At 63.6% G+C, this 18,633-nt stretch carries 18 protein-coding genes; 11 read left to right on the plus strand and 7 right to left on the minus strand.

The features are described from left to right. Positions 1-517 precede the first annotated feature (517 nt). From ACL9RJ_RS21600 to lpdA, 8 genes are all read left to right on the plus strand, one after another. Positions 518-856, plus strand: a complete 339-nt coding sequence (locus ACL9RJ_RS21600) for a hypothetical protein (protein ID WP_422765653.1) — start codon at positions 518-520, stop codon at positions 854-856. A 237-nt stretch (positions 857-1,093) separates the two neighbouring features. After that, positions 1,094-1,714, plus strand: coding sequence for a CDP-alcohol phosphatidyltransferase family protein (locus ACL9RJ_RS21605; protein ID WP_422765654.1), 621 nt, complete (start codon positions 1,094-1,096; stop codon positions 1,712-1,714). A 76-nt stretch (positions 1,715-1,790) separates the two neighbouring features. Continuing rightward, the gene (locus tag ACL9RJ_RS21610; protein ID WP_017129339.1) at positions 1,791-3,548 is read left to right on the plus strand and encodes a bifunctional alpha/beta hydrolase/class I SAM-dependent methyltransferase; all 1,758 of its coding nucleotides are present in this window, start codon (positions 1,791-1,793) and stop codon (positions 3,546-3,548) included. Beyond that, positions 3,545-4,906 carry a phosphatase PAP2/dual specificity phosphatase family protein gene (locus ACL9RJ_RS21615; RefSeq protein WP_422765655.1) on the plus strand — a complete coding sequence of 454 codons (1,362 nt, stop codon included), beginning with the start codon at positions 3,545-3,547 and terminating at the stop codon, positions 4,904-4,906. Before ACL9RJ_RS21610 ends, ACL9RJ_RS21615 begins: the two co-directional genes overlap by 4 nt. After that, the gene (locus ACL9RJ_RS21620) at positions 4,896-5,351 is read left to right on the plus strand and encodes a hypothetical protein (RefSeq protein ID WP_422765656.1); all 456 of its coding nucleotides are present in this window, start codon (positions 4,896-4,898) and stop codon (positions 5,349-5,351) included. The genes ACL9RJ_RS21615 and ACL9RJ_RS21620 overlap by 11 nt, the downstream gene beginning before the upstream one ends. A gap of 9 nt (positions 5,352-5,360) precedes the next feature. Beyond that, the gene (locus ACL9RJ_RS21625) at positions 5,361-5,981 is read left to right on the plus strand and encodes a lysophospholipid acyltransferase family protein (RefSeq protein WP_017129336.1); all 621 of its coding nucleotides are present in this window, start codon (positions 5,361-5,363) and stop codon (positions 5,979-5,981) included. A gap of 1 nt (position 5,982) precedes the next feature. Beyond that, positions 5,983-6,915: a phosphatidate cytidylyltransferase gene (locus ACL9RJ_RS21630; protein WP_017129335.1), complete on the plus strand. Its 933-nt coding sequence runs from the start codon at positions 5,983-5,985 to the stop codon at positions 6,913-6,915. Positions 6,916-7,147: 232 nt separating this feature from the next. Next, the gene (lpdA, locus tag ACL9RJ_RS21635; RefSeq protein ID WP_422765657.1) at positions 7,148-8,548 is read left to right on the plus strand and encodes a dihydrolipoyl dehydrogenase; all 1,401 of its coding nucleotides are present in this window, start codon (positions 7,148-7,150) and stop codon (positions 8,546-8,548) included. On the opposite strand, the gene ACL9RJ_RS21640 is transcribed toward lpdA, so the two are convergent. Continuing rightward, complete coding sequence (locus ACL9RJ_RS21640) at positions 8,545-9,018, minus strand: Lrp/AsnC family transcriptional regulator (RefSeq protein ID WP_042937062.1); 474 nt, start codon at positions 9,016-9,018, stop codon at positions 8,545-8,547. The genes lpdA and ACL9RJ_RS21640 overlap by 4 nt on opposite strands. Before the next feature lie 151 nt (positions 9,019-9,169). Here ACL9RJ_RS21640 and ACL9RJ_RS21645 point away from each other — a divergent pair, with 151 nt between their 5' ends. Beyond that, positions 9,170-9,805, plus strand: coding sequence for a LysE family translocator (locus ACL9RJ_RS21645; protein ID WP_212810309.1), 636 nt, complete (start codon positions 9,170-9,172; stop codon positions 9,803-9,805). Between the two features lie 203 nt (positions 9,806-10,008). Next, positions 10,009-11,511 carry an aldehyde dehydrogenase family protein gene (locus ACL9RJ_RS21650; protein ID WP_212810310.1) on the plus strand — a complete coding sequence of 501 codons (1,503 nt, stop codon included), beginning with the start codon at positions 10,009-10,011 and terminating at the stop codon, positions 11,509-11,511. A 190-nt stretch (positions 11,512-11,701) separates the two neighbouring features. Here the strand turns inward: ACL9RJ_RS21650 and ACL9RJ_RS21655 are convergent, their stop codons facing one another. From ACL9RJ_RS21655 to ACL9RJ_RS21670, 4 genes are all read right to left on the minus strand, one after another. Then, positions 11,702-13,747 carry a pyridoxamine 5'-phosphate oxidase family protein gene (locus ACL9RJ_RS21655; RefSeq protein ID WP_017129330.1) on the minus strand — a complete coding sequence of 682 codons (2,046 nt, stop codon included), beginning with the start codon at positions 13,745-13,747 and terminating at the stop codon, positions 11,702-11,704. Between the two features lie 55 nt (positions 13,748-13,802). Beyond that, positions 13,803-14,432, minus strand: a complete 630-nt coding sequence (locus ACL9RJ_RS21660) for a glutathione S-transferase family protein (RefSeq protein ID WP_422765658.1) — start codon at positions 14,430-14,432, stop codon at positions 13,803-13,805. 140 nt (positions 14,433-14,572) lie between these two features. Further along, on the minus strand, positions 14,573-15,475 hold the full coding sequence (locus ACL9RJ_RS21665; RefSeq protein WP_422765659.1) for a LysR family transcriptional regulator: 903 nt from the start codon (positions 15,473-15,475) through the stop codon (positions 14,573-14,575). Between the two features lie 85 nt (positions 15,476-15,560). Further along, positions 15,561-16,376, minus strand: coding sequence for an alpha/beta fold hydrolase (locus tag ACL9RJ_RS21670; protein WP_177107151.1), 816 nt, complete (start codon positions 16,374-16,376; stop codon positions 15,561-15,563). 233 nt (positions 16,377-16,609) lie between these two features. On the opposite strand from ACL9RJ_RS21670, the gene ACL9RJ_RS21675 reads away from it, so the two are divergent. Further along, entirely contained in the window at positions 16,610-17,059 is a 450-nt protein-coding gene (locus tag ACL9RJ_RS21675; protein ID WP_017129326.1) for a hypothetical protein, read from the plus strand. Between the two features lie 61 nt (positions 17,060-17,120). On the opposite strand, the gene ACL9RJ_RS21680 is transcribed toward ACL9RJ_RS21675, so the two are convergent. Then, positions 17,121-17,999 (minus strand): LysR family transcriptional regulator, encoded by an 879-nt coding sequence (locus ACL9RJ_RS21680; RefSeq protein WP_422765660.1) that lies wholly within the window; start codon positions 17,997-17,999, stop codon positions 17,121-17,123. A 329-nt stretch (positions 18,000-18,328) separates the two neighbouring features. After that, positions 18,329-18,541, minus strand: a complete 213-nt coding sequence (locus ACL9RJ_RS21685) for a hypothetical protein (RefSeq protein ID WP_289667433.1) — start codon at positions 18,539-18,541, stop codon at positions 18,329-18,331. Between the last annotated feature and the right edge of the window lie 92 nt (positions 18,542-18,633).

Genomic DNA, 18,633 nt, shown 5'->3' on the forward strand with positions numbered 1-18,633 from the left:
GATGTCGGCCCTGCACACCCGGTATCGCCCACGACGAATGGACAATAACCCGAACGACAGACTCCGGAAAAAGTCCGTTTTTATTTTTCTGTTATAAAACTTCAGAACTAACCTGCTTGCTCTTACATGGTCTTAAAACAGTTCCTACAAACCGACATATCCAGATAAATAGCCACACGATAAGACATTACCAATGTAACAAAATTCAACAACTACGCCGCTTGATTGACGAATCACCAGTGACTACCATCCTGCCACTTGAATATTTATATGACACCTTTTCCGCAGATTTCCCATTAAACACAAAGTCCCTGAAAAGGTTGAAGATAAAGCCTGCAAACTGATAACAGAGCGCAAAAATGGCTGTTATCCGTTGCAGTATTCATGTAATCGAACAGATGAAGTTCGATAATCCATAACTATAGGCCAAACGGCCAACACACTTGATACTCCTGTGCATGCCGGTGACCAATAATATCGCCAACACCCGGCATGTACCCCGAGCGACGGAGCCGCCATGAGTCGAGACCTGAGTCACTATCGTTATTTCCAACGGCCTACCCGGCCTGTGGGGCATTCCAGCAGAATGAATTGCCTGACCATCAATCAACCCGGGGCACGCCTGGCACTGAACAACCTGCTGGACCTGATCAGCCACGAGATTCGCCAGGAAGATGATGAAAAAGTTCATCGCCTGACCTTCAAGAGCGGACAGACACTGTGCATAACCGTCGAGGCCAGCCTGATTACGGTTCGAGGCCAGCGCATCGATTTCCACGCCGACTCGCATTATCCGTATACCACCTACCTTGAAGATCCTGCCTTGATCGGCAGTAGCAATAAGCTATCACTTTGATCTTCCCGCCCATGAATCCAGAGGCCTGACAGCTGGATTCAGGGTCCGGTCTGCGCATTCTGCGCGGACTGCCCGAAGTTTGTTTCCCGAATATGTCCAACCGCACGCATTTTTATCCGGAAGCTGATGCCAGCCCCTGTCATTTGTGGCAATAATTCAGTTGCCCAAAAAGCAGGCGTGCCTGCTTGCGCAAATCCCCCGGACCCGCTTCCCTCCCAGACAAGGACCGTCGCTTCCATGCCTTCGATCTACCAGCTCAAGCCGCGCTTCCAGAACCTGTTGCGGCCCATCGTCCAGCGCCTCTTCGACAATGGCACCAGCGCCAACCAGGTCACCCTGAGCGCCGCGGTGATTTCCCTGCTGGTGGGTGCCGTGGTGGCGACCTTCGCCGTCCATCCCTGGGTGTTCGCGATCATCCCGCTGTGGATGATCCTGCGCATGGCCCTGAACGCCATCGACGGCATGCTGGCCCGGGAGTTCGGCCAGCAATCGAAGCTGGGGGCCTACCTGAACGAGCTGTGCGACATCATCGCCGACAGCGCGTTGATCCTGCCGTTTGCCTTGTTGCCCGAAGTCAGCCTGCTGGCGGTGCTGCTGGTGACCCTGCTGGCGCTGTTCAGCGAGTACGCCGGGGTGATGGGTCCGCTGGTCGGCGCCTCGCGGCGCTATGACGGGCCCATGGGCAAGAGCGATCGCGCCTTCGTCCTCGGCGTTATCGCCACCGCCGTGGCCTTCGGCCTGATCAATGCCCTGTGGATAAACGGCCTGTTCCTGCTGATGGCGGCGCTGTTGCTGGTCACCCTGATCAACCGGGTACGCCAGGGCCTGAAAGAGGTCGCCACGACGCCGACGCCATGACCGCGACTCAAGAATAACCCTGCAAATCTGCCCCCAGGCCCTCCCCTGATCTGCGACACAGCACAAGGATATTGCAATGCGCGACGAGCAAGCCCTGACCTTCAGTACCCACGATGGCGTCGAACTGTTTTATCGTCACTGGCCGGCCAGCGCGCCCGTCGCCGGCGAGCCGCGCAAGGCGATCCTGCTGTTCCACCGGGGCCATGAGCACTCCGGGCGCATCGCCCACCTGGTGGATGAACTGAACCTGCCGGAGTTCGATTTCTTCGCCTGGGACGCCCGTGGCCACGGCCAGTCGCCGGGCGCACGCGGCGACAGCCCGAGCTTCGCCACCAGCGCGCGCGACGTACAGACCTTCTGCGATCACCTCGGCGCCACGTTCGATATCGCCGAGGAAAATATCGCCGTGGTCGCCCAGAGCGTCGGCGCGGTGATCGTCGCCACCTGGGTGCACGACTACGCGCCGAGGATCCGTGCCCTGGTGCTGGCCTCGCCGGCCTTCAAGGTCAAGCTCTACGTGCCTTTCGCCCGTCCGGGCCTGGCCCTGATGCGGCGCTTTCGCGGCAACTTTTTCGTCAACAGCTACGTCAAGGCCAAGTTCCTCAGCCATGACCCGGAACGCGTTGCCTCCTATGACAGCGATCCGCTGATCACCAAGGCCATTTCGGTGAATGTCCTGCTCGGGCTCTACGAGGCCGCCGACCGGGTGGTCGCCGATGCCAATGCGATCCAGGTGCCGACCCAGTTGCTGATCTCCGGCGCCGACTTCGTCGTCCACCGCAAACCCCAGGAGCAATTCTTCCAGCGCCTGGGCAGCCTGAAAAAGGAACTGCACATACTGCCGGGGTTCTTCCACGACACCCTCGGCGAGCGCGACCGCCACCTGGCCGTCAGCCGGGCCAGGCGCTTCATCGAGCAAAACTTCCTTTCGCCGGTCAATCGCCCGGCCCTGCTCGACGCCGACCGCATCGGCGATACCTGCGCCGAATCCGAGGCCCTGGCCGCGCCCCTGCCGCACAACTCGCCGCGCGATCTCTACTGGCGCCTGACCCGCGCCAGCATGGGCCTGGGCAGCAAGCTGTCGGCCGGGGTCAAGCTCGGCTTCGACACCGGTTTCGACTCCGGCAGTACCCTGGACTACGTCTACCGCAACACCCCCACCGGGCATACCGCCGTGGGCCGGATGATCGACCGGAACTACCTGAATTCGATCGGCTGGCGCGGTATCCGCCAGCGCAAGCTGCATGTCGAGGAACTGTTGCGCCTGGCCATGGCCCAGCTGCGCGAGCAGGGTCGCGAAGTGCGCATCGTCGATATCGCCGCCGGCCACGGGCGCTATATCCTCGAAGCCCTGCAAGGGGTCGAGCCGCTGCCGGAATCGATCCTGCTGCGCGACTACAGCGATATCAACGTGCGTGACGGCAGCGCGCTGATCGTCGAAAAGGGTCTGGAAAATATCGCCCGCTTCGTCAAGGGCGATGCCTTTGACCGCGCCGACCTGGCCGCGCTGGACCCCAAGCCGAGCCTGGCGGTGGTGTCCGGCCTGTACGAGTTGTTCGCCGACAACGGCATGGTCGGCAATTCCCTGGCCGGGTTGGCCGAGGCCTGCGAACCGGGTGCCTATCTGGTCTACACCGGGCAACCGTGGCACCCGCAGCTGGAACTGATCGCCCGGGCGCTGACCAGTCACCGCCAGGGCCAGGCCTGGGTGATGCGCCGGCGCAGCCAGGCGGAAATGGACCAGTTGGTGGAAGCCGCCGGGTTCCGCAAGATCACCCAGCGGGTCGATGAATGGGGGATCTTCAGCGTATCCCTGGCACAACGGGTGCAATGATGGGCGCCACCGCGCGCGAAGCCGGCCTGCTGAAGCGGGCCGTGCTCTGGCTGCTCCTGCTGGCGCCGCTGTTCTTCGCCAGCTACGGCTTTGCCACCTGGTACACCAGCCAGCGCAGCGATGTCGGCAGCTATGTGTTCGACTGGGAAAGCCACATGCCGTTCTGGGCCTGGACCATCGTGCCCTACTGGTCCATCGACCTGCTGTACGGCCTGTCGCTGCTGCTGCCCACGAGCAAGCGCGAACTCGACCGGCACGCCCTGCGCCTGCTCACGGCCCAGGTCATCGCCGTCTCCTGCTTCCTGCTCTGGCCGCTGACCTTCACCTTCGCCCGGCCGCCGCTGGACGGCGTGTTCGGCTGGCTGTTCGCGGTACTGGCGGGCTTCGACAAACCCTTCAACCAGGCGCCGTCGCTGCATATCGCGCTGCTGGTGATCCTGTGGGTCATGTACCGCCGGCATTTCGCCGGGGCCGGGCGCTGGCTGGTGCATGGCTGGTTCGCCCTGATCGGCGTGTCGGTGCTGACCACTTATCAACACCACTTTATCGATGTGCCCACCGGCGCCCTGGCCGGCTGGTTGTGCGTCTGGCTATGGCCGGACGATCGTTCCAGCCCCCTGGCCGTGGCGCGGCTAGCCCGTGACGGCAAACGCTTCAGCCTGGCCGTGCGCTATGGCCTGGGAGCGGCGCTGCTGGCTATCGCCGCCTTCGGCTTCGCCGGTGTCGCGTTGTGGCTGCTGTGGCCAGCGCTGGCCCTCGGCCTGGTGGCGCTCAACTACGCGCTGCTTGGTGCCCAGGGCTTCCAGAAGCGCGCCGACGGCAGCCTGAGTCCCGCCGCCCGCTGGCTGTTCGCTCCATACCGGGCCGGCGCCTGGATCAACTCGCGGCTGTGGACAAGATCCCATCCACAACCCGACCAGGTTGTGGATAACCTCTGGCTGGGCCGCCTGCCGAGCCGCCGCGAGCTGCAGGCCGGTCCGTTCAGGGCCATTGTCGACCTGTGCGCGGAGCTGCCGCTGGCCGCGCAAGGCCGGGCCTACCAGAGCATCCCGGTACTGGACCTGATCGCCCCGTCCGCCGAGCAATGCCGGCAAGCCGCGCTGAGTATCGAAGCGTTGCGCCAGCACGGGCCGCTGCTGGTCTGCTGCGCCCTGGGCTATTCGCGCAGTGCCACGGCGCTGGCGGCCTGGCTGCTGCACAGCGGCCGGGCGGCGGAGATCGATGGCGCCCTGGCGCTGATCCGCGCGGCGCGTCCCGACGTGGTCCTGCATCCGCAACATCGCCAGGCGCTGGAAGCCATGATCCACCTGGCGTCCGAGCCGGCGCCCGACAGCCTGGGGGTCGCCGATGTCCGCTGACATGCCGCTGCAAGTGGTCGCCAGCCTGCTGCGCCGCGGCCGCTCGCTGGATCAGTTATCCACAGGGCTGACGGTCCTCGGCGTGCTGTCGGGACTGGCGCCGCTGCTGATCGACACCCTCAGCTCCTGGTGCCTGCTGCTCAGCGCCTGGCTGGTGCTGACCGGCCTGCTGCAAAAATACTGGGCCTTGCGTGTCGCCTTCGATGCCGACCTGTTCCAGCTGATGGCCGGGGAACCCAGCGGCCTGGACGACCGGACCGAGGCGCTGGACCAGGCGCTGCACGACCTCGGCCTGCAACCACGGCACACGCCGGCACGGCCCTGGGCCGAGCGCAGCCGTGGAGCGCTGGGTCTGCTCAAGCGCCAGGCACTGCTGCTGATAGTGCAAATTTCCCTGCCACTGATCGTCATTCTGGCCAGCCCCTGGCTGCCATTCGCCAGATAAGGAATCGTCATGTTCGAACCCGTGGTTGCCACCCTGATCACTTCCGGCGCCCGCCTCGTCACTGGCGCCCGTAGCCTGTGGATAGGTTCCGGGCCCGATCCGGTGCAGCGGATCTACTTCGCCAACCACAGCAGCCACGGCGACTTCGTGCTGCTCTGGGCCTCGCTGCCGCCGGCGCTGCGCAAGCTGACGCGGCCGGTCGCCGGCGCCGACTACTGGAACAGGAGCGCGTTGCGCCGCTACATCATCCGGCGGGTGTTCAACGGCGTGCTGATCGACCGCGAGCGCAAGGAGCCTGGGGATAACCCGCTGCAACCGATGCTCGACGCGCTGGAACAAGGCCACTCGCTGATCATCTTTCCCGAGGGCACGCGCAACCAGGAAGACGGCCTGCTGCCGTTCAAAAGCGGGATCTTCCACCTGGCGCGGACTTATCCACAGGCGCAACTGATCCCGGTATGGATCGCCAACCTCAATCGGGTCATGCCCAAGGGCCGGGTATTGCCCCTGCCGCTGTTATGCACCACCAGCTTCGGCGCGCCGCTGCGGCTCGAAGAAGACGAAAGCAAAGAACACTTCCTGCAACGCAGCCGCGATGCGCTGCTGGCCCTGGCACCGGAGCAACACTGAAATGGATAGGCAGACCCTGATGTTGTTCGCCGGGATCGGCATGATCCTGGTCCTGGCTTCGCTGATCGGCTTCGTTCTGCAGTGGCGGACCCGCGGTACGCCGAACGCGGTGATCGACAACCTCAACGCCCGGATCAACGCCTGGTGGGTGATGGTGCTGGTGATCGGCGTGGCCTTCTGGCTCGGCACCGGCGCGGTGATCCTGCTGTTCTATGCGGTGTCGTTCTACGCCCTGCGCGAGTTCCTGACCCTGACGCCGACCCGCCGCAGCGACTACCCGGCACTGGTGGCGGCGTTCTACCTGGCCCTGCCGCTGCAATACCTGCTGATCTATTCCGACTGGTACGGGCTGTTCTCGATCTTCATCCCGGTCTACGTGTTCCTGTTGCTGCCGATCCTCGCCTCGCTGGGCGGCGACAGCACGCACTTCCTGGAGCGGGCCTCGAAGGTGCAGTGGGGCCTGATGATCGCGGTGTTCTGCGTGTCGTTCGTGCCGGCGCTGCTGACCCTGGACATTGCCGGCTACGAGGGCCGCAACCTGCTGCTGATCGCCTACCTGGTGATCGTGGTGCAACTGTCGGACGTGCTCCAGTACGTCTGCGGCAAGCTGTTCGGCAAACGCAAGATCGCCCCCAACCTGTCGCCCTCGAAAACCGTCGAGGGCTTTGTCGGCGGCATCACCCTGGCCTCGCTGATCGGCGGCGCGCTGTTCTGGATCACCCCGTTCAATCCCTGGCAGGCGGTGCTGATCGCGTTGCTGATCAACCTGCTGGGCTTTGCCGGCGGCATTGTCATGTCGGCGATCAAGCGCGACCGCGGGGTCAAGGACTGGGGCCACATGATCGAAGGCCATGGCGGCATGCTCGACCGGCTCGACTCGGTATGCTTCGCCGCGCCGATCTTTTTCCACCTGGTACGTTACTGGTGGACCTGAAGGCGACCTTGAAAACGCCGCGTAAGCTGTAGGAGCAGGGCTTGTCGGGACACCGCACCACCGTGTTCCCGGCAAGCCAGGCTCCTGCAAGGTCCGTGCTCGCCTTGATGGACAGGCATTGAACCTGCCACCAGGGTGACTGCCTGGCCGCTTGACCGGCCCTGTTCAATACGCTCATATTATATTCATAATATTTTACTCCCTTCGCCCCAGGACTTGCAGGAGAACGGCCATGAGCAGCTACGACGTGATCATCATCGGCGGTGGACCAGGCGGTTACAACGCGGCCATTCGTGCCGGCCAGCTGGGCCTGAAGGCCGCCTGCATCGAGGGTCGGGAAACCCTCGGCGGCACTTGCCTGAACGTCGGCTGCATGCCGTCCAAGGCCTTGCTGCACGCTTCCGAGCTGTATGAGGCGGCCACCGGCGGCGAACTCGCCAACCTCGGGATCGAGGTGACGCCAAGCCTCAACCTGGCGCAGATGATGAAACAGAAGGATGACAGCGTTGCCGGGTTGACCAAGGGCATCGAGTACCTGTTCCGCAAGAACAAGGTCGAGTGGATCAAGGGCTGGGGCCGCATCACCGGACCGGGCCAGGTCGAAGTGACCGACGCCGGCGGCCAGAAGACGGCACTGCAGGCCAAGGACATCGTCATCGCCAGCGGTTCCGAACCGACGCCATTGCCCGGCGTGGAGATCGACAACCAGCGCATTCTCGATTCGACCGGCGCCCTGTCGTTGCCGCAAGTGCCCCGGCACCTGGTGGTCATCGGCGCCGGGGTGATCGGCCTGGAGCTGGGCTCGGTGTGGCGACGCCTGGGCAGCCAGGTCACGGTGGTCGAATACCTCGACCGTATCTGCCCCGGGGTCGACGCCGAAGCCGGCAAGACCTTGCAACGCGCCCTCGCCAAGCAGGGGATTGACTTCAAGCTGGGGACCAAGGTGACCAGCGCCACGACTTCCGCCGATGCCGTGCAACTGCGGCTCGAACCAGCGGCAGGCGGCACAGCCGAGCTGATCGAGGCCGACTACGTGCTGGTGGCGATCGGTCGTCGCCCCTTCACCCGCGGCCTCGGCCTGGAAAATGTTGGCCTGACCACTGACTCGCGCGGCCTGCTCGCCAACCACGGGCACCGTACCGAGGCCGCCGGGATCTGGGTGATCGGCGATGTCACCTCGGGCCCGATGCTCGCCCACAAGGCCGAAGACGAGGCGATGGCCTGCATCGAACAGATCGTCGGCAAGGCCGGCGAGGTCAATTACGCGCTGATCCCCAGCGTGATCTACACCCGTCCGGAGCTGGCGAGCGTCGGCAAGACCGAGGAACAACTCAAGGCCGAAGGTCGTGTCTACAAGGTCGGCAAGTTTCCCTTCAGCGCCAACAGCCGGGCCAAGATCAACCACGAGACCGAAGGCTTCGCCAAGGTCCTGGCCGATGCCCAGACCGACGAGGTCCTCGGCGTGCATCTCGTAGGACCGAGCGTCAGTGAAATGATCGGCGAATACTGCGTGGCCATGGAATTCTCGGCTTCCGCCGAGGACATCGCCCTGACCTGCCACCCCCACCCGACGCGCTCCGAGGCGTTGCGCCAGGCGGCGATGAATGTGGAAGGGCTGGCGACGCAGATCTAGTCGGGCAGATGATCCAGCGGTAGCGGTCCAGGCGTCTTCACCGCCTGGATCGCAAAGTTGCTGCGGATATCCCGTACCCCCGGCAACCTCAGCAACTCACCGGTGAGAAAGCGCTCGTAGGCGCGCAGGTCGGGGACCACCACCTGCAGCAGGAAGTCCGACTCGCCCGACACCAGGAATGCCGAGATCACCTGCGGCAAGGCCGTGACCGCCAGGCGGAAAGCCTCTGCGTCGGCTTCATGGTGCCGCTCGACCTTGACCCCGACAAACACCGTCAACCCCAGGCCGACTTCATCGCGGTCGAGGTTCACCTGGTAGCCCCGGATCACTCCCGCCTCTTCGAGCATGCGCACCCGCCGCAGGCACGGCGATGCCGACAGGCCGATCTGGTCCGCCAGCTCGACATTGCTCAGGCGACCGTCCCGTTGCAGCGCGGCGAGAATCTTGCGGTCGTAGGCATCGAGTTTTATTTTTGGCATATCCGACTACCCCTGTCGTCATGATTGGCATGAAGTGCCAAGTCTAAGGCTTTAACGGGTCGAATACGCAAGCACCTGCCCCGCTCTTCCAGCATAGACTTTTCCCTGGTTTCCCCTCGGGCTTTTACCCTGACCTCGGAGAATGGCAACGATGCTCCTCTACCTGCTCGCGCTGGCGATGATCTATCTGCTTCCCGGCCCTGACATGATCCTGCTGCTGCAAACCGGCGCCCGCCACGGACGCACCCTGGCCCTGACCACCGCGCTGGGCCTGGGCATGGCCCGCGCCTGCCATGTCGGCCTGGCCGCCCTGGGCCTGGCGGCGCTGTTCAAGACCGCGCCCTGGACCTTCGATACGGTGCGCCTGGCCGGGGCCGCCTACCTGCTATGGATCGGCGTACGCATGCTGCGTCCCGGAACCCTGACCGCGCTGGGCACCGATACCGAAGGCGAGCGAGCGAATCGGCTGGGCTGGCGCGGGGCGTTGCGCCAGGGACTGCTGACCAATCTGCTGAATCCCAAGGCGCTGCTGTTCTGTTCCGTGCTGCTGCCGCAATTCATCGACCCCCGGGCCGGGGCGGTCGGCACCCAGTTTCTCGGGCTCGGCGTGACGCTGGTGCTGGTCGGCCTGCTGTTCGACAGCGGCTATGCCCTCGCGGGAGCCTGGATCGGTCGCTGGCTGGACAACAGTCCTCGGGCCCAGCGCCTGCAACAATGGCTGTTCGGCGGCTTGCTGATCGGTTTCGCCGCCCGCCTCGCCTTTATCCAGCAGGCCTGACCGCCCCTGTAGGAGCCGGCTTGCAGGCGATAAGGCCTTCGTGCCGTGCGCCGCCGTATCGGCCGCCGTCGCCAGCAAGCCAGCTCCCACGGCACGGCTCCACCGAGGATGCACCAGAGCGCAAAAGAAACGCCGTTAGCAGGTGAGCCGACGGCGTTTTTCTTATACATTTTGCCCTTCCTTTCCTGACTAGTTTGCGAACCATGACCAGCACGCTCGATCGTCTTATCGCCGGCACTCCCATTCTCTACGCGGGTAACCGGGTTTCCCCGGTGCCGCCGGAATTGGCCGCGCGTTTCCAGCCGGGCGATCACCTGCTGGTCGACCAGGGCAGCGGTGAACTGCTGTTGATCCCGCAGGCGGTGCAACAGATCGCCGCCAGGGCCATCGACACCGCGCAAGGCGCATTCGCCGCCCTGGCGCAGGTATCGGACGAAGCCATCAGTCGCTTCTTCGATCTGTTCGCCGGGCATCTGGAAGCGCCCGCCTCCTGGGCACTGATCGAAGCGGCGAACCAGGCCGACCTGGCCCGCGCCAAATCGCTGGGGCGCTCCACCACTCGCTTGCTGGCCAGCGAAGCCATGCGCCGCGACATGATTGCCGGCCTGCGGGCCTGGCGCGATGCGCCGCTGATTCGTGGGCGTGTCCGCGAGTCCGTGGAACATGCCGGCTGGAAGGTCGAGCAGGTGGTCGCGCCGCTGGGCGTGGTGGCGTTTGTCTTCGAAGGTCGGCCGAACGTGTTTGCCGATGCGGCCGGGGTCTTGCGTACCGGCAATACCGCCGTGCTGCGCATCGGCAGCGATGCCCTCGGCACGGCCCAGGCGATCGTCAAGCATGCGCTGGACCCGGCGCTGCGCGAGGCCGGTTTGCCGGCAGGCGCGGTATCGCTGGTGGAAAGCATCGACCGCGCGGCGGGCTGGGCGATGTTCGCCGATCGTCGCCTGTCCCTGGCCGTGGCGCGAGGCTCGGGCCATGCGGTGAAACAGCTCGGGGGTATCGCCCAGCAGGCCGGTACCGTGGTCAGCCTGCACGGCACCGGCGGTGCCTGGCTGGTGGCGCACCAGGATGCCGATGCCGCGCGTTTTGCCGAGGTGGTGCGCAACTCCCTCGACCGCAAGGTCTGCAACACCCTCAATGTCTGCGTGATCCACCGCCAGCGCGCGGCCGAACTGGTGCCGCTGTTTCTTGAAGCGCTGACCCAGGCCGGCGTGGCCCGTGGCCAGAGCTGCAAGCTGCATATCGTCAGCGGTGACGAAGGTGTCCTGTCCGAGCAGTGGCTGAAGGCCCGCGTCCGAATCCAGCGCGCCGAAGGGTATCAGGAGGAAGCGCAGACCGAGTCCCTGGCCGAAGACCAGCTTGGCCGCGAGTGGGAATGGGAAGAGACGCCGGAAGTCAGCCTGAAGATCGTCGACGACCTGGACCAGGCCATCGGCCTGTTCAATCGCTACAGCCCGCAGTTCACGGTGTCGCTGATCAGCGCCGACCGCCAGGCCCACGACTACTTCTACAACAGCATCAATGCCCCGTTTGTCGGTGATGGCTTTACTCGCTGGGTCGACGGGCAATACGCGCTGAACAAACCGGAGCTGGGGCTCTCGAACTGGGAGAACGGACGGCTGTTTGCCCGCGGCGCCATTCTGTCGGGCGACGGCGTATTCACCCTGCGCAGCCGCATGAGCCAGATCGATACCGCTTTGCGTCGATAAGCGGTTGGAGCGGGCTTCTTTGGGAGATGCTTCTGCGGGAGTGGGCTTGCGTGGGAATGGACCTCTGTGGGAGTGGGCTTGCCCACGAAGAGGGCCTGGAGACCGCTGAAAGCTTCGTCGGAATGCCGCCCAGACCAAGCCCGCTCCCACAGAAGCACCCACCACACACAAAAAACCACCAAGGGCGACTTCAGAGCTCCAGCACCAGCGGCTCCGCGCTACTGGCCGGGATCGCACAACAGATCAGCACCTGCCCCTCGCCCGGTAATTCGGCCGGGGGATAGGGGTAATGCACCTGTCCACTGATCAGGCGTGTGCTGCAGGTCCCGCATGAGCCGCCCCGGCAACTGAATTCCGGACGCAACCCACGGCTTTCCGCCAGTTCCAGCAGGCTGCCGCCCTCCGGCTGCCAGCGCGCCTCCTTCGCCGACTGATGGAAGATCACCGGTACCGCGACCGTGGCTGCCGGTGGCTGCTCGATCGGACTGAGCCCCGGGTCCAGTTGCCGCCGCAAGGTCGATGGGCCGAAGGTTTCTGCGTGGATATGATCATCGCGAATATCCATCCCGCGCAGTTGATCGTACATCCCCTGGGTAAAACCGCCCGGCCCGCAGAGCACGAAATCCACCGCGTCATAGTCCTCGATCAGCAACAACGAACGCATGACTTCGACACTCAGGCGTCCAGGCAGGTCGTAATCCTCGCCCAGCACCGCCTGCGGTTCAGGCTGGCTCAACAGGCGCAGCACCTGCACCGATTCGCCGCCGCGCTCGCGCAGTTCATCCAGTTCCTCACGGAAAGGCAATTCCGCCTGGGATCGGGCGCTGAGAAACAGCACGGTGGGCCGCATGCGCCGCGTGCGTTTGCCCTGGTAGACCACTTCGCGCAGCATCGACAGCAATGGCGTGATGCCCACGCCCGCCGCGAGCAGCACCAGTGGCCGTCGTTCATTAGCCTCTACGGTGAAGTGCCCCTGGGGAGCGCGGGCTTCGATCCTGTCCCCCACTCGCAATTGGTCATGGATATGCGAAGACACCCGGCCATCACGCTTGACGCTGATCCGCAGAAACGAATCCGAAGGTGCGCCGGACAGACTGTAGGTGCGGATGTGGGTTTGTCCGTCGATGTCGAATCGCAGAGGCAGATGCTGCCCGGCCAGAAACACCGGCATCCCCGCCCCATCGGTCGGCTCCAGGTACAACGAGCGAATGGTCGCGCTTTCCTCGACAATCCGGCTGATCTGCAACGGCCGCCAACTGTTGCCCAGGGCTTCAGCCTGCAAACGGGCGGCGGCTTGCGGCCAATTGCCGGTCATCAGGCTGTTGGGTGAAAAGCCTTCGAACTTCCAGCGCAGGCTCGTTGCAGCCGGACGGCGCACACAATGTTCCACGTGGAACGTCCACAGCCGCTCGGCACCCTGGAAGGCTTTCACCTGAGGTCCCTCAAGAATGACTTCCGTGCGCCCGCTGAGCTGCAACAGATCACCCGTATTGAAGTCGATAAACAGCAGCCCGGCGCGGGGATTGAGCAGCAGGTTACCCAGGGTGTTGAAGAACAGGTTGCCGGCAAAATCGGGGATGGTCAGGCGGTCGCCTTCCACCCGGACAAACCCGGTCTGCCCGCCCCGATGGGAAACATCCACCGAGCGTTTACCGTCGATATCCACATAGCTGGCAACAAAGAAGGTGTCGGCATTGCAGATCATTGCCGTGGCCGCAGCGTCCAGGGTCTGGGAGCGGTGAACCACCTGAAGAGCCGGATCGACGACCGGCACCCGCTCGAACTGACGCAGCTGGATATATTGCGGGCAGTTGCCGAAGCTCTGTTCCACGGCGATCTCCAGGCCTTGGTCACCCAGGCTCTGGATATGCCCATTGAGGCGGTTGCGGCGCCGTGTGTGCAATTCGATCCCCAGCAAACCCAGGGCAGCGCCCGCCCGCAGCGCCGAGTACGCCGGGTCCTGGGGTTGCGCAAAGCTGTCGAGTTGCAGGTGCCTGGGGTCCGGGGAAACGGCAAAGCCGGGATCACCCTCGAACAGGCTTGCCCAGGGGCGCCCGGCCTCATCCACTGCACCAAACAACATGAAAGGCAGTTGGCGATAGAAGTCGCGATGCTGGTCCGGCATGTAGTCACGGACCACCCTGGAGCCCAGCTCAGCCATCCGTTCGGCCACGCCGACTTGCGTCTGCATCTGCCGTTCGCCTGCGTGCCAGGGTGAAACGCCGGGTTCGTTCATCGCGACTTCTCCACTGTAAGGGGCCCGGCCTGGATAAGCCGGGACTTTATCCGTCTCAGGCGGTCTGCAAACCGGCAACAGTCCGCGGCATCGGCACAAAACCTGGCAAGGCTTCGATACGCGCCAGCCAGGCCCGTACATTCGGATAGTCCGCCAGCGAGACATTGCCTTCCGGGGCGTGGGCGATGTAGCTGTAGCTGGCGACATCGGCAACGGTCGGCTCGCTGCCCACCAGATACGGCGTATGGCTCAGTTCCTGTTCGATCACCTTGAGCAGGGCATGGGAACGGCTGATGGCTTCCTCGGCATCGAAGGCGGCACCAAACACTGTGATCAACCTGGCCCGCGCCGGACCGAAGGCGATCGGCCCCGCCGCCACCGACAACCAGCGTTGCACGCGGGCAGCGCCCACCGGATCGGCCGGCAGCCAGCGACCGTTGCCGTACTTCTGCGCCAGGTACACGATGATCGCGTTGGAGTCGGCCAGGACCACGCCCTGGTCGTCGATCACCGGGACCTGACCAAATGCGTTCAGCGCCAGGTACTCGGGCTTCTTGTGGGCGCCGCTGGGCAGGTCCACATGGATCAGTTCGACCGGAAGGCCAAGCAGGGACAGCATCAATTCGGCACGATGGGCGTGGCCGGAACGAGAGAAGTTATAGAGCTTGATAGCGGTCTGGGACATGACGGACTCCGTGGGGCAGCGGCACGAACCGGGATGGATCGCGCCAATGGAGTTATCTTCCGCCTTCGATGAAAACAACAGAATCACCATAAATGGCAATCCAGTATTTCATCTGGTGAAATAAATCCCGCCTCTGTGGCTCAGCCTTTCAGCGCCGGATGTTCGCGCAGTGCCGCCACCACGAAGTCGACAAAACTGCGCACCCGGACCGGGGCCTTGCGCCCGCCCTGAAACACCACGTGGATCGGCAGCGGCGGCAGTTCGAAGGCGGCCAGCACCACCTCCAGTTCGCCGCAGGCCAGCTTGTCGGCCACCTGGTAGGACAGCACCCGGGTCAATCCCGCCCCCAGGCAGGCCGCACGAATCGCCGCCTGGTTCGCGGTCACCGCCAGGCGCGGTTCCAGGCGGATGCTCAGCGGCTTGTCGCCATCGACAAACTGCCAGGTGCGCACCTGGGACGCCGCCGAGGCCATGACGATCCGCGCCTGGCGCAGTTCGTCGGGATGGGCGGGCCGGCCATGCATGGCGAGGTAGGCAGGGGACGCACAGACCACCCGGCGCACCTGCCCTACCCGCACCGCGTGATGACCGCTGTCCGGCAATTCGCCGATGCGTATCGCCACATCGATGCCGTCCTCGACGATGCGCACCACCCGGTCGACCAACAAGGCGTTGATGTCGACGGCCGGGTACTGATCGAGATAACGCACCATCACCGGCGTGACGTACAACTCGCCGAACAACACCGGTGCGGTCACCGTCAGTTGCCCGCTGGGCTGGGCATGGCTGGCTGCCGCCGAAGCCTCGGCCTCCTCCATTTCACCGAGAATCCGCCGGCAATCCTCGAGGTAGCGCAAGCCGGGCTCGGTCAGGTGCACATTGCGCGTGGTGCGGATCAGCAACTGCGCGCCGATGCGTTTTTCCAGTGCCGCCACCGCCCGGGTGACGCTGGGTGCCGACAGGTTCAGGCGCCGCGCCGCCGCCGAGAACCCCTGCTCCTGGGCCACGGCAACAAACGCCTGCATTTCCTGGAATCTGTCCACGGCACGCCCTCGGTCAAATCAGTAAAGAAAAGAGCCGCATCGGCGGCTCTGTCTGTTCCATCAGCGTACCCAAAAGCCGGACCGATTACCCGGGCAGTTTCGCCAGGAAAGCCAACAGTGCCTGGTTGACGAACTCCGGGTTCTCGATGCTGGAGATATGCCCGGCCTCGGGAATGCCGATATACGGACACCCGATCAGCTCGGCCATTTCCCGCGCTTCGCTCGGTGGGCGCGGCTTGTCCTGCTCGCCACACATCACCAGCGTGGTCCCGGCATCCAGGGCTGCAAGCGCCGCCAGGCGATCGTCCCGGCCAAAAATCAGGCGGCCCAGGGGCACGATGCTGTTGCGCAGGCGCTCGCTGGAATAGGTCGTCAGGGAACTGCGGAAGGTCTGGTAGAACGAGGCTTCGGGGTCGACACCGGCCTTGAAGAAAATCGGCACGATGGCGTCGAGCAGCGGTGGCGGGATACTGCCAGCGTCCTCGATCATCTTCAGCATCGAGAAATAATACTGCCGGGTGGCTTCCGGTTCGGCACCGGCGTAGGTATCCATCAGCACCAGCCCGCGAATACGCTGCGGTGCGGCCAGCGCCAGACGCGCGCCCCACATGCCGCCGACCGACAGGCCGACCAGGCTGAAACGCTGGATATCCAGGTGATCGAGCAATGCCAGGGTCTGGTTGGCGAGGTCATCCAGGCTGTGGGTATTTTCCGGCAGCGCTCCGGATTGCCCATGACCCCAGAGTTCCGGCACGATCACCCGGTAGTGCCGGGCCAGGACGGCGATCTGCGGTGCCCACATGGCGCTGTCCCACAGATAGCTGGAGCCGAGGACAACCACCTCGCCCGCGCCCTGGTCCAGATAATGAAGCGATTGCCCATCGATAGTCACAACTGGCATTGAATCCCCCTGCGGTCATGAATCAGACAACGAATGCCCAAAGGCAGCGATAAAGTGATCGGACAGTATTGGCCGTCCATGTCGAGCGCGCCACAAGCCTGATGTAACAGAACATCCGGCTGCAGATTTTTATTCCATGACGAGCGCACTTTTACACTTTGAAACCTTCGTTTTCCGCCTTGTCCAGACGACTGCGCTAACCTCGTGGGCTTTCCAGCACAGAAATTGCCTTCATGACTTCTACCCAGTTTCTCTGCGCTGTACTGCTGTTTTCGCTTGCCGGATGCGACCAGTCGACGGCCTCCAAGGACGTTGTTCCGAAAAGCGCTCTGTCAGATCAGGCGCTCAGCGATCCGGACTCGCCCTGGGCCCAAGCCAGAAAACGCAATATCAGCTTTCGCGCCGTGGGCAATGAACCGGGCTGGTCGGTGGAAATCGGCCGTGGCGAAACGCCGGAACTGCATCTGCAGATGAACTATGGCGAGCAGAAGACCGACATCGCGAAAACCGAGGCGACGCCCGAGGGGTTCTTCGGCAATGCCGCCGACGGCACCGAGATCCAGGTGCTGATCGACAGGGAAACCTGCACCGACGATATGAGCGGCCAGGAATTCGAGGCGAGCGTGCTGCTCAAGGTGGGAGACAGGGACTACCGCGGGTGCGGGGTTTCCCTGGTGGACTGAAAGCGTTGGGGCATGGACCCGTGCAGACGGTATTGCGCTGAGGAACAGCTCCTGGCCTTCACTACACTCCGGCGACATTCCCCATCAACTGCTCCACATAAGCGATAAATGCCCGGGCCTTGGCGCTTGCCATGCGCCCGGTCGGGAAGATGGCCCAAAGGTCCATTTCGGGCAGCTCCCAATCATCGAGCACCGGCACCACCTCGCCGCTGGCCAGCTCAGGCGCGAACATCCATTCCGAAGAGAGCGTAAGGCCGTAGCTCGACAAGACGGTGGTCCGCACGCCCTCGGCGGCGCTGACCCGGACACGGCCGCTGAGAGTGACCGGCTGCTCGGCCTGGCCTTTTTTGAACAGCCATGACGCCCCTCCTCCGCCCAGCGAATAGATCACCGCTTCATGATCTGTCAGGTCCGCGGGGGATTCGGGTATGCCACGCCGTTCAAAATAGGCGGGCGTTCCCAGCACAAGCCGTCGGCAGCGGGCGATCTTTCTCGCCGTCAAACCCGAATCGCTGAGGTTGCCCATTCGCAAGGCGACATCGACCCCCTCTTCGACAAGGTTCACCGAGCGGTCATCCAGCAGCACATCGACGTCCAGCAGGGGGTGCATCTCCAGGAAGCCCCCCAGATGGGGAAGAATGTGCAATCTGGAGAACGTCACCGTGGTGGAGATGCGCAGTGTTCCGGTCAGCCCGGCACCCGCCCCGCGAGCGGCGAGCTCGGCTTCACCGGCCTCCTCGATGACCTTCCTTGCCCGCTCGAAAAACAGCGTGCCGGCCTCGGTCGCGGATAACCCGCGCGTCGAGCGGGTCAGCAGGCGAACCCCCAGGCGCTCTTCCAGCTGGGCGATGGTTTTCGAAACAGCCGGCTGCCCGATATCCAGGCGTCTGGCTGCCGCGGAAAAAGAACCTGTCTCCACGACGTAGACAAAGGTTTCCATGGCAGTGGAGGCTCGTAATATAGTTTGACACAAAGCCCCCCGTAATTCGTGGCCTCCAGCGATGGAACCCACTGCCGCGAACGAGTTATAGTTTGACACAAACTCATGCTTCGTCGAAAAAAGCACTCCGCAGCAAGGAATATAGTTTGACACAACCACGGACGGGCTCACTTTGAGCGAACTCTTCAACGCTGTAGGCCCTAAGCACGTCCAGTTGCCTCGAACTGATGAGCAGAGGGCCAACTGAGATTGCTTGTCGCACGCAATCGCCCCGTCGCCACTCGGCCGCATGGTGACAACACCAGAGGCTAACTCAAGGTCCCCGCTGACTATGCTTGGCGGTTCTCAGCCAAAGCTTCTTGTGCACGGGCCTCAACCATACCGATCAACTCGACGTGTTTAGGGAACTCGCGCTTCAGCCAGTCGCTCGGCACGAAATGGTGATCAAGGTGCACAGCAGCACCATGCCCATCATCAGATGCGCAGAGCATGACATTCATCTCAGTATCATCATCCGCCATCGCAGCCGGTACGAACACCACTCCGTCGCCACCAACACCGAAGGACCGTCGCCACTCAGGGATACCAAGCTGGTAGAGGACGCCGAAGCCGAAGACCCAGGGTAGTCAGCACA

The sequence above is a fragment of the Pseudomonas sp. Mn2068 genome (assembly GCF_049319725.1).
In the GTDB taxonomy this organism is placed as follows: Bacteria; Pseudomonadota; Gammaproteobacteria; order Pseudomonadales; family Pseudomonadaceae; genus Aquipseudomonas; species Aquipseudomonas gingeri.

Bases quoted from the DNA above. Each gene is read 5' to 3' on its own strand.
- ACL9RJ_RS21630 (WP_017129335.1), top strand. From the start codon at position 5,983: ATGGATAGGCAGACCCTGATGTTGTTCGCCGGGATCGGCATGATCCTG.
- ACL9RJ_RS21645 (WP_212810309.1), top strand. From the start codon at position 9,170: ATGGCAACGATGCTCCTCTACCTGCTCGCGCTGGCGATGATCTATCTG.
- ACL9RJ_RS21605 (WP_422765654.1), top strand. From the start codon at position 1,094: ATGCCTTCGATCTACCAGCTCAAGCCGCGCTTCCAGAACCTGTTGCGG.
- ACL9RJ_RS21625 (WP_017129336.1), top strand. From the start codon at position 5,361: ATGTTCGAACCCGTGGTTGCCACCCTGATCACTTCCGGCGCCCGCCTC.
- ACL9RJ_RS21610 (WP_017129339.1), top strand. From the start codon at position 1,791: ATGCGCGACGAGCAAGCCCTGACCTTCAGTACCCACGATGGCGTCGAA.
- ACL9RJ_RS21650 (WP_212810310.1), top strand. From the start codon at position 10,009: ATGACCAGCACGCTCGATCGTCTTATCGCCGGCACTCCCATTCTCTAC.
- ACL9RJ_RS21675 (WP_017129326.1), top strand. From the start codon at position 16,610: ATGACTTCTACCCAGTTTCTCTGCGCTGTACTGCTGTTTTCGCTTGCC.
- ACL9RJ_RS21615 (WP_422765655.1), top strand. From the start codon at position 3,545: ATGATGGGCGCCACCGCGCGCGAAGCCGGCCTGCTGAAGCGGGCCGTG.
- ACL9RJ_RS21655 (WP_017129330.1), bottom strand. From the start codon at position 13,747: ATGAACGAACCCGGCGTTTCACCCTGGCACGCAGGCGAACGGCAGATG.
- lpdA (WP_422765657.1), top strand. From the start codon at position 7,148: ATGAGCAGCTACGACGTGATCATCATCGGCGGTGGACCAGGCGGTTAC.
- ACL9RJ_RS21600 (WP_422765653.1), top strand. From the start codon at position 518: ATGAGTCGAGACCTGAGTCACTATCGTTATTTCCAACGGCCTACCCGG.
- ACL9RJ_RS21620 (WP_422765656.1), top strand. From the start codon at position 4,896: ATGTCCGCTGACATGCCGCTGCAAGTGGTCGCCAGCCTGCTGCGCCGC.
- ACL9RJ_RS21670 (WP_177107151.1), bottom strand. From the start codon at position 16,376: ATGCCAGTTGTGACTATCGATGGGCAATCGCTTCATTATCTGGACCAG.
- ACL9RJ_RS21680 (WP_422765660.1), bottom strand. From the start codon at position 17,999: ATGGAAACCTTTGTCTACGTCGTGGAGACAGGTTCTTTTTCCGCGGCA.
- ACL9RJ_RS21660 (WP_422765658.1), bottom strand. From the start codon at position 14,432: ATGTCCCAGACCGCTATCAAGCTCTATAACTTCTCTCGTTCCGGCCAC.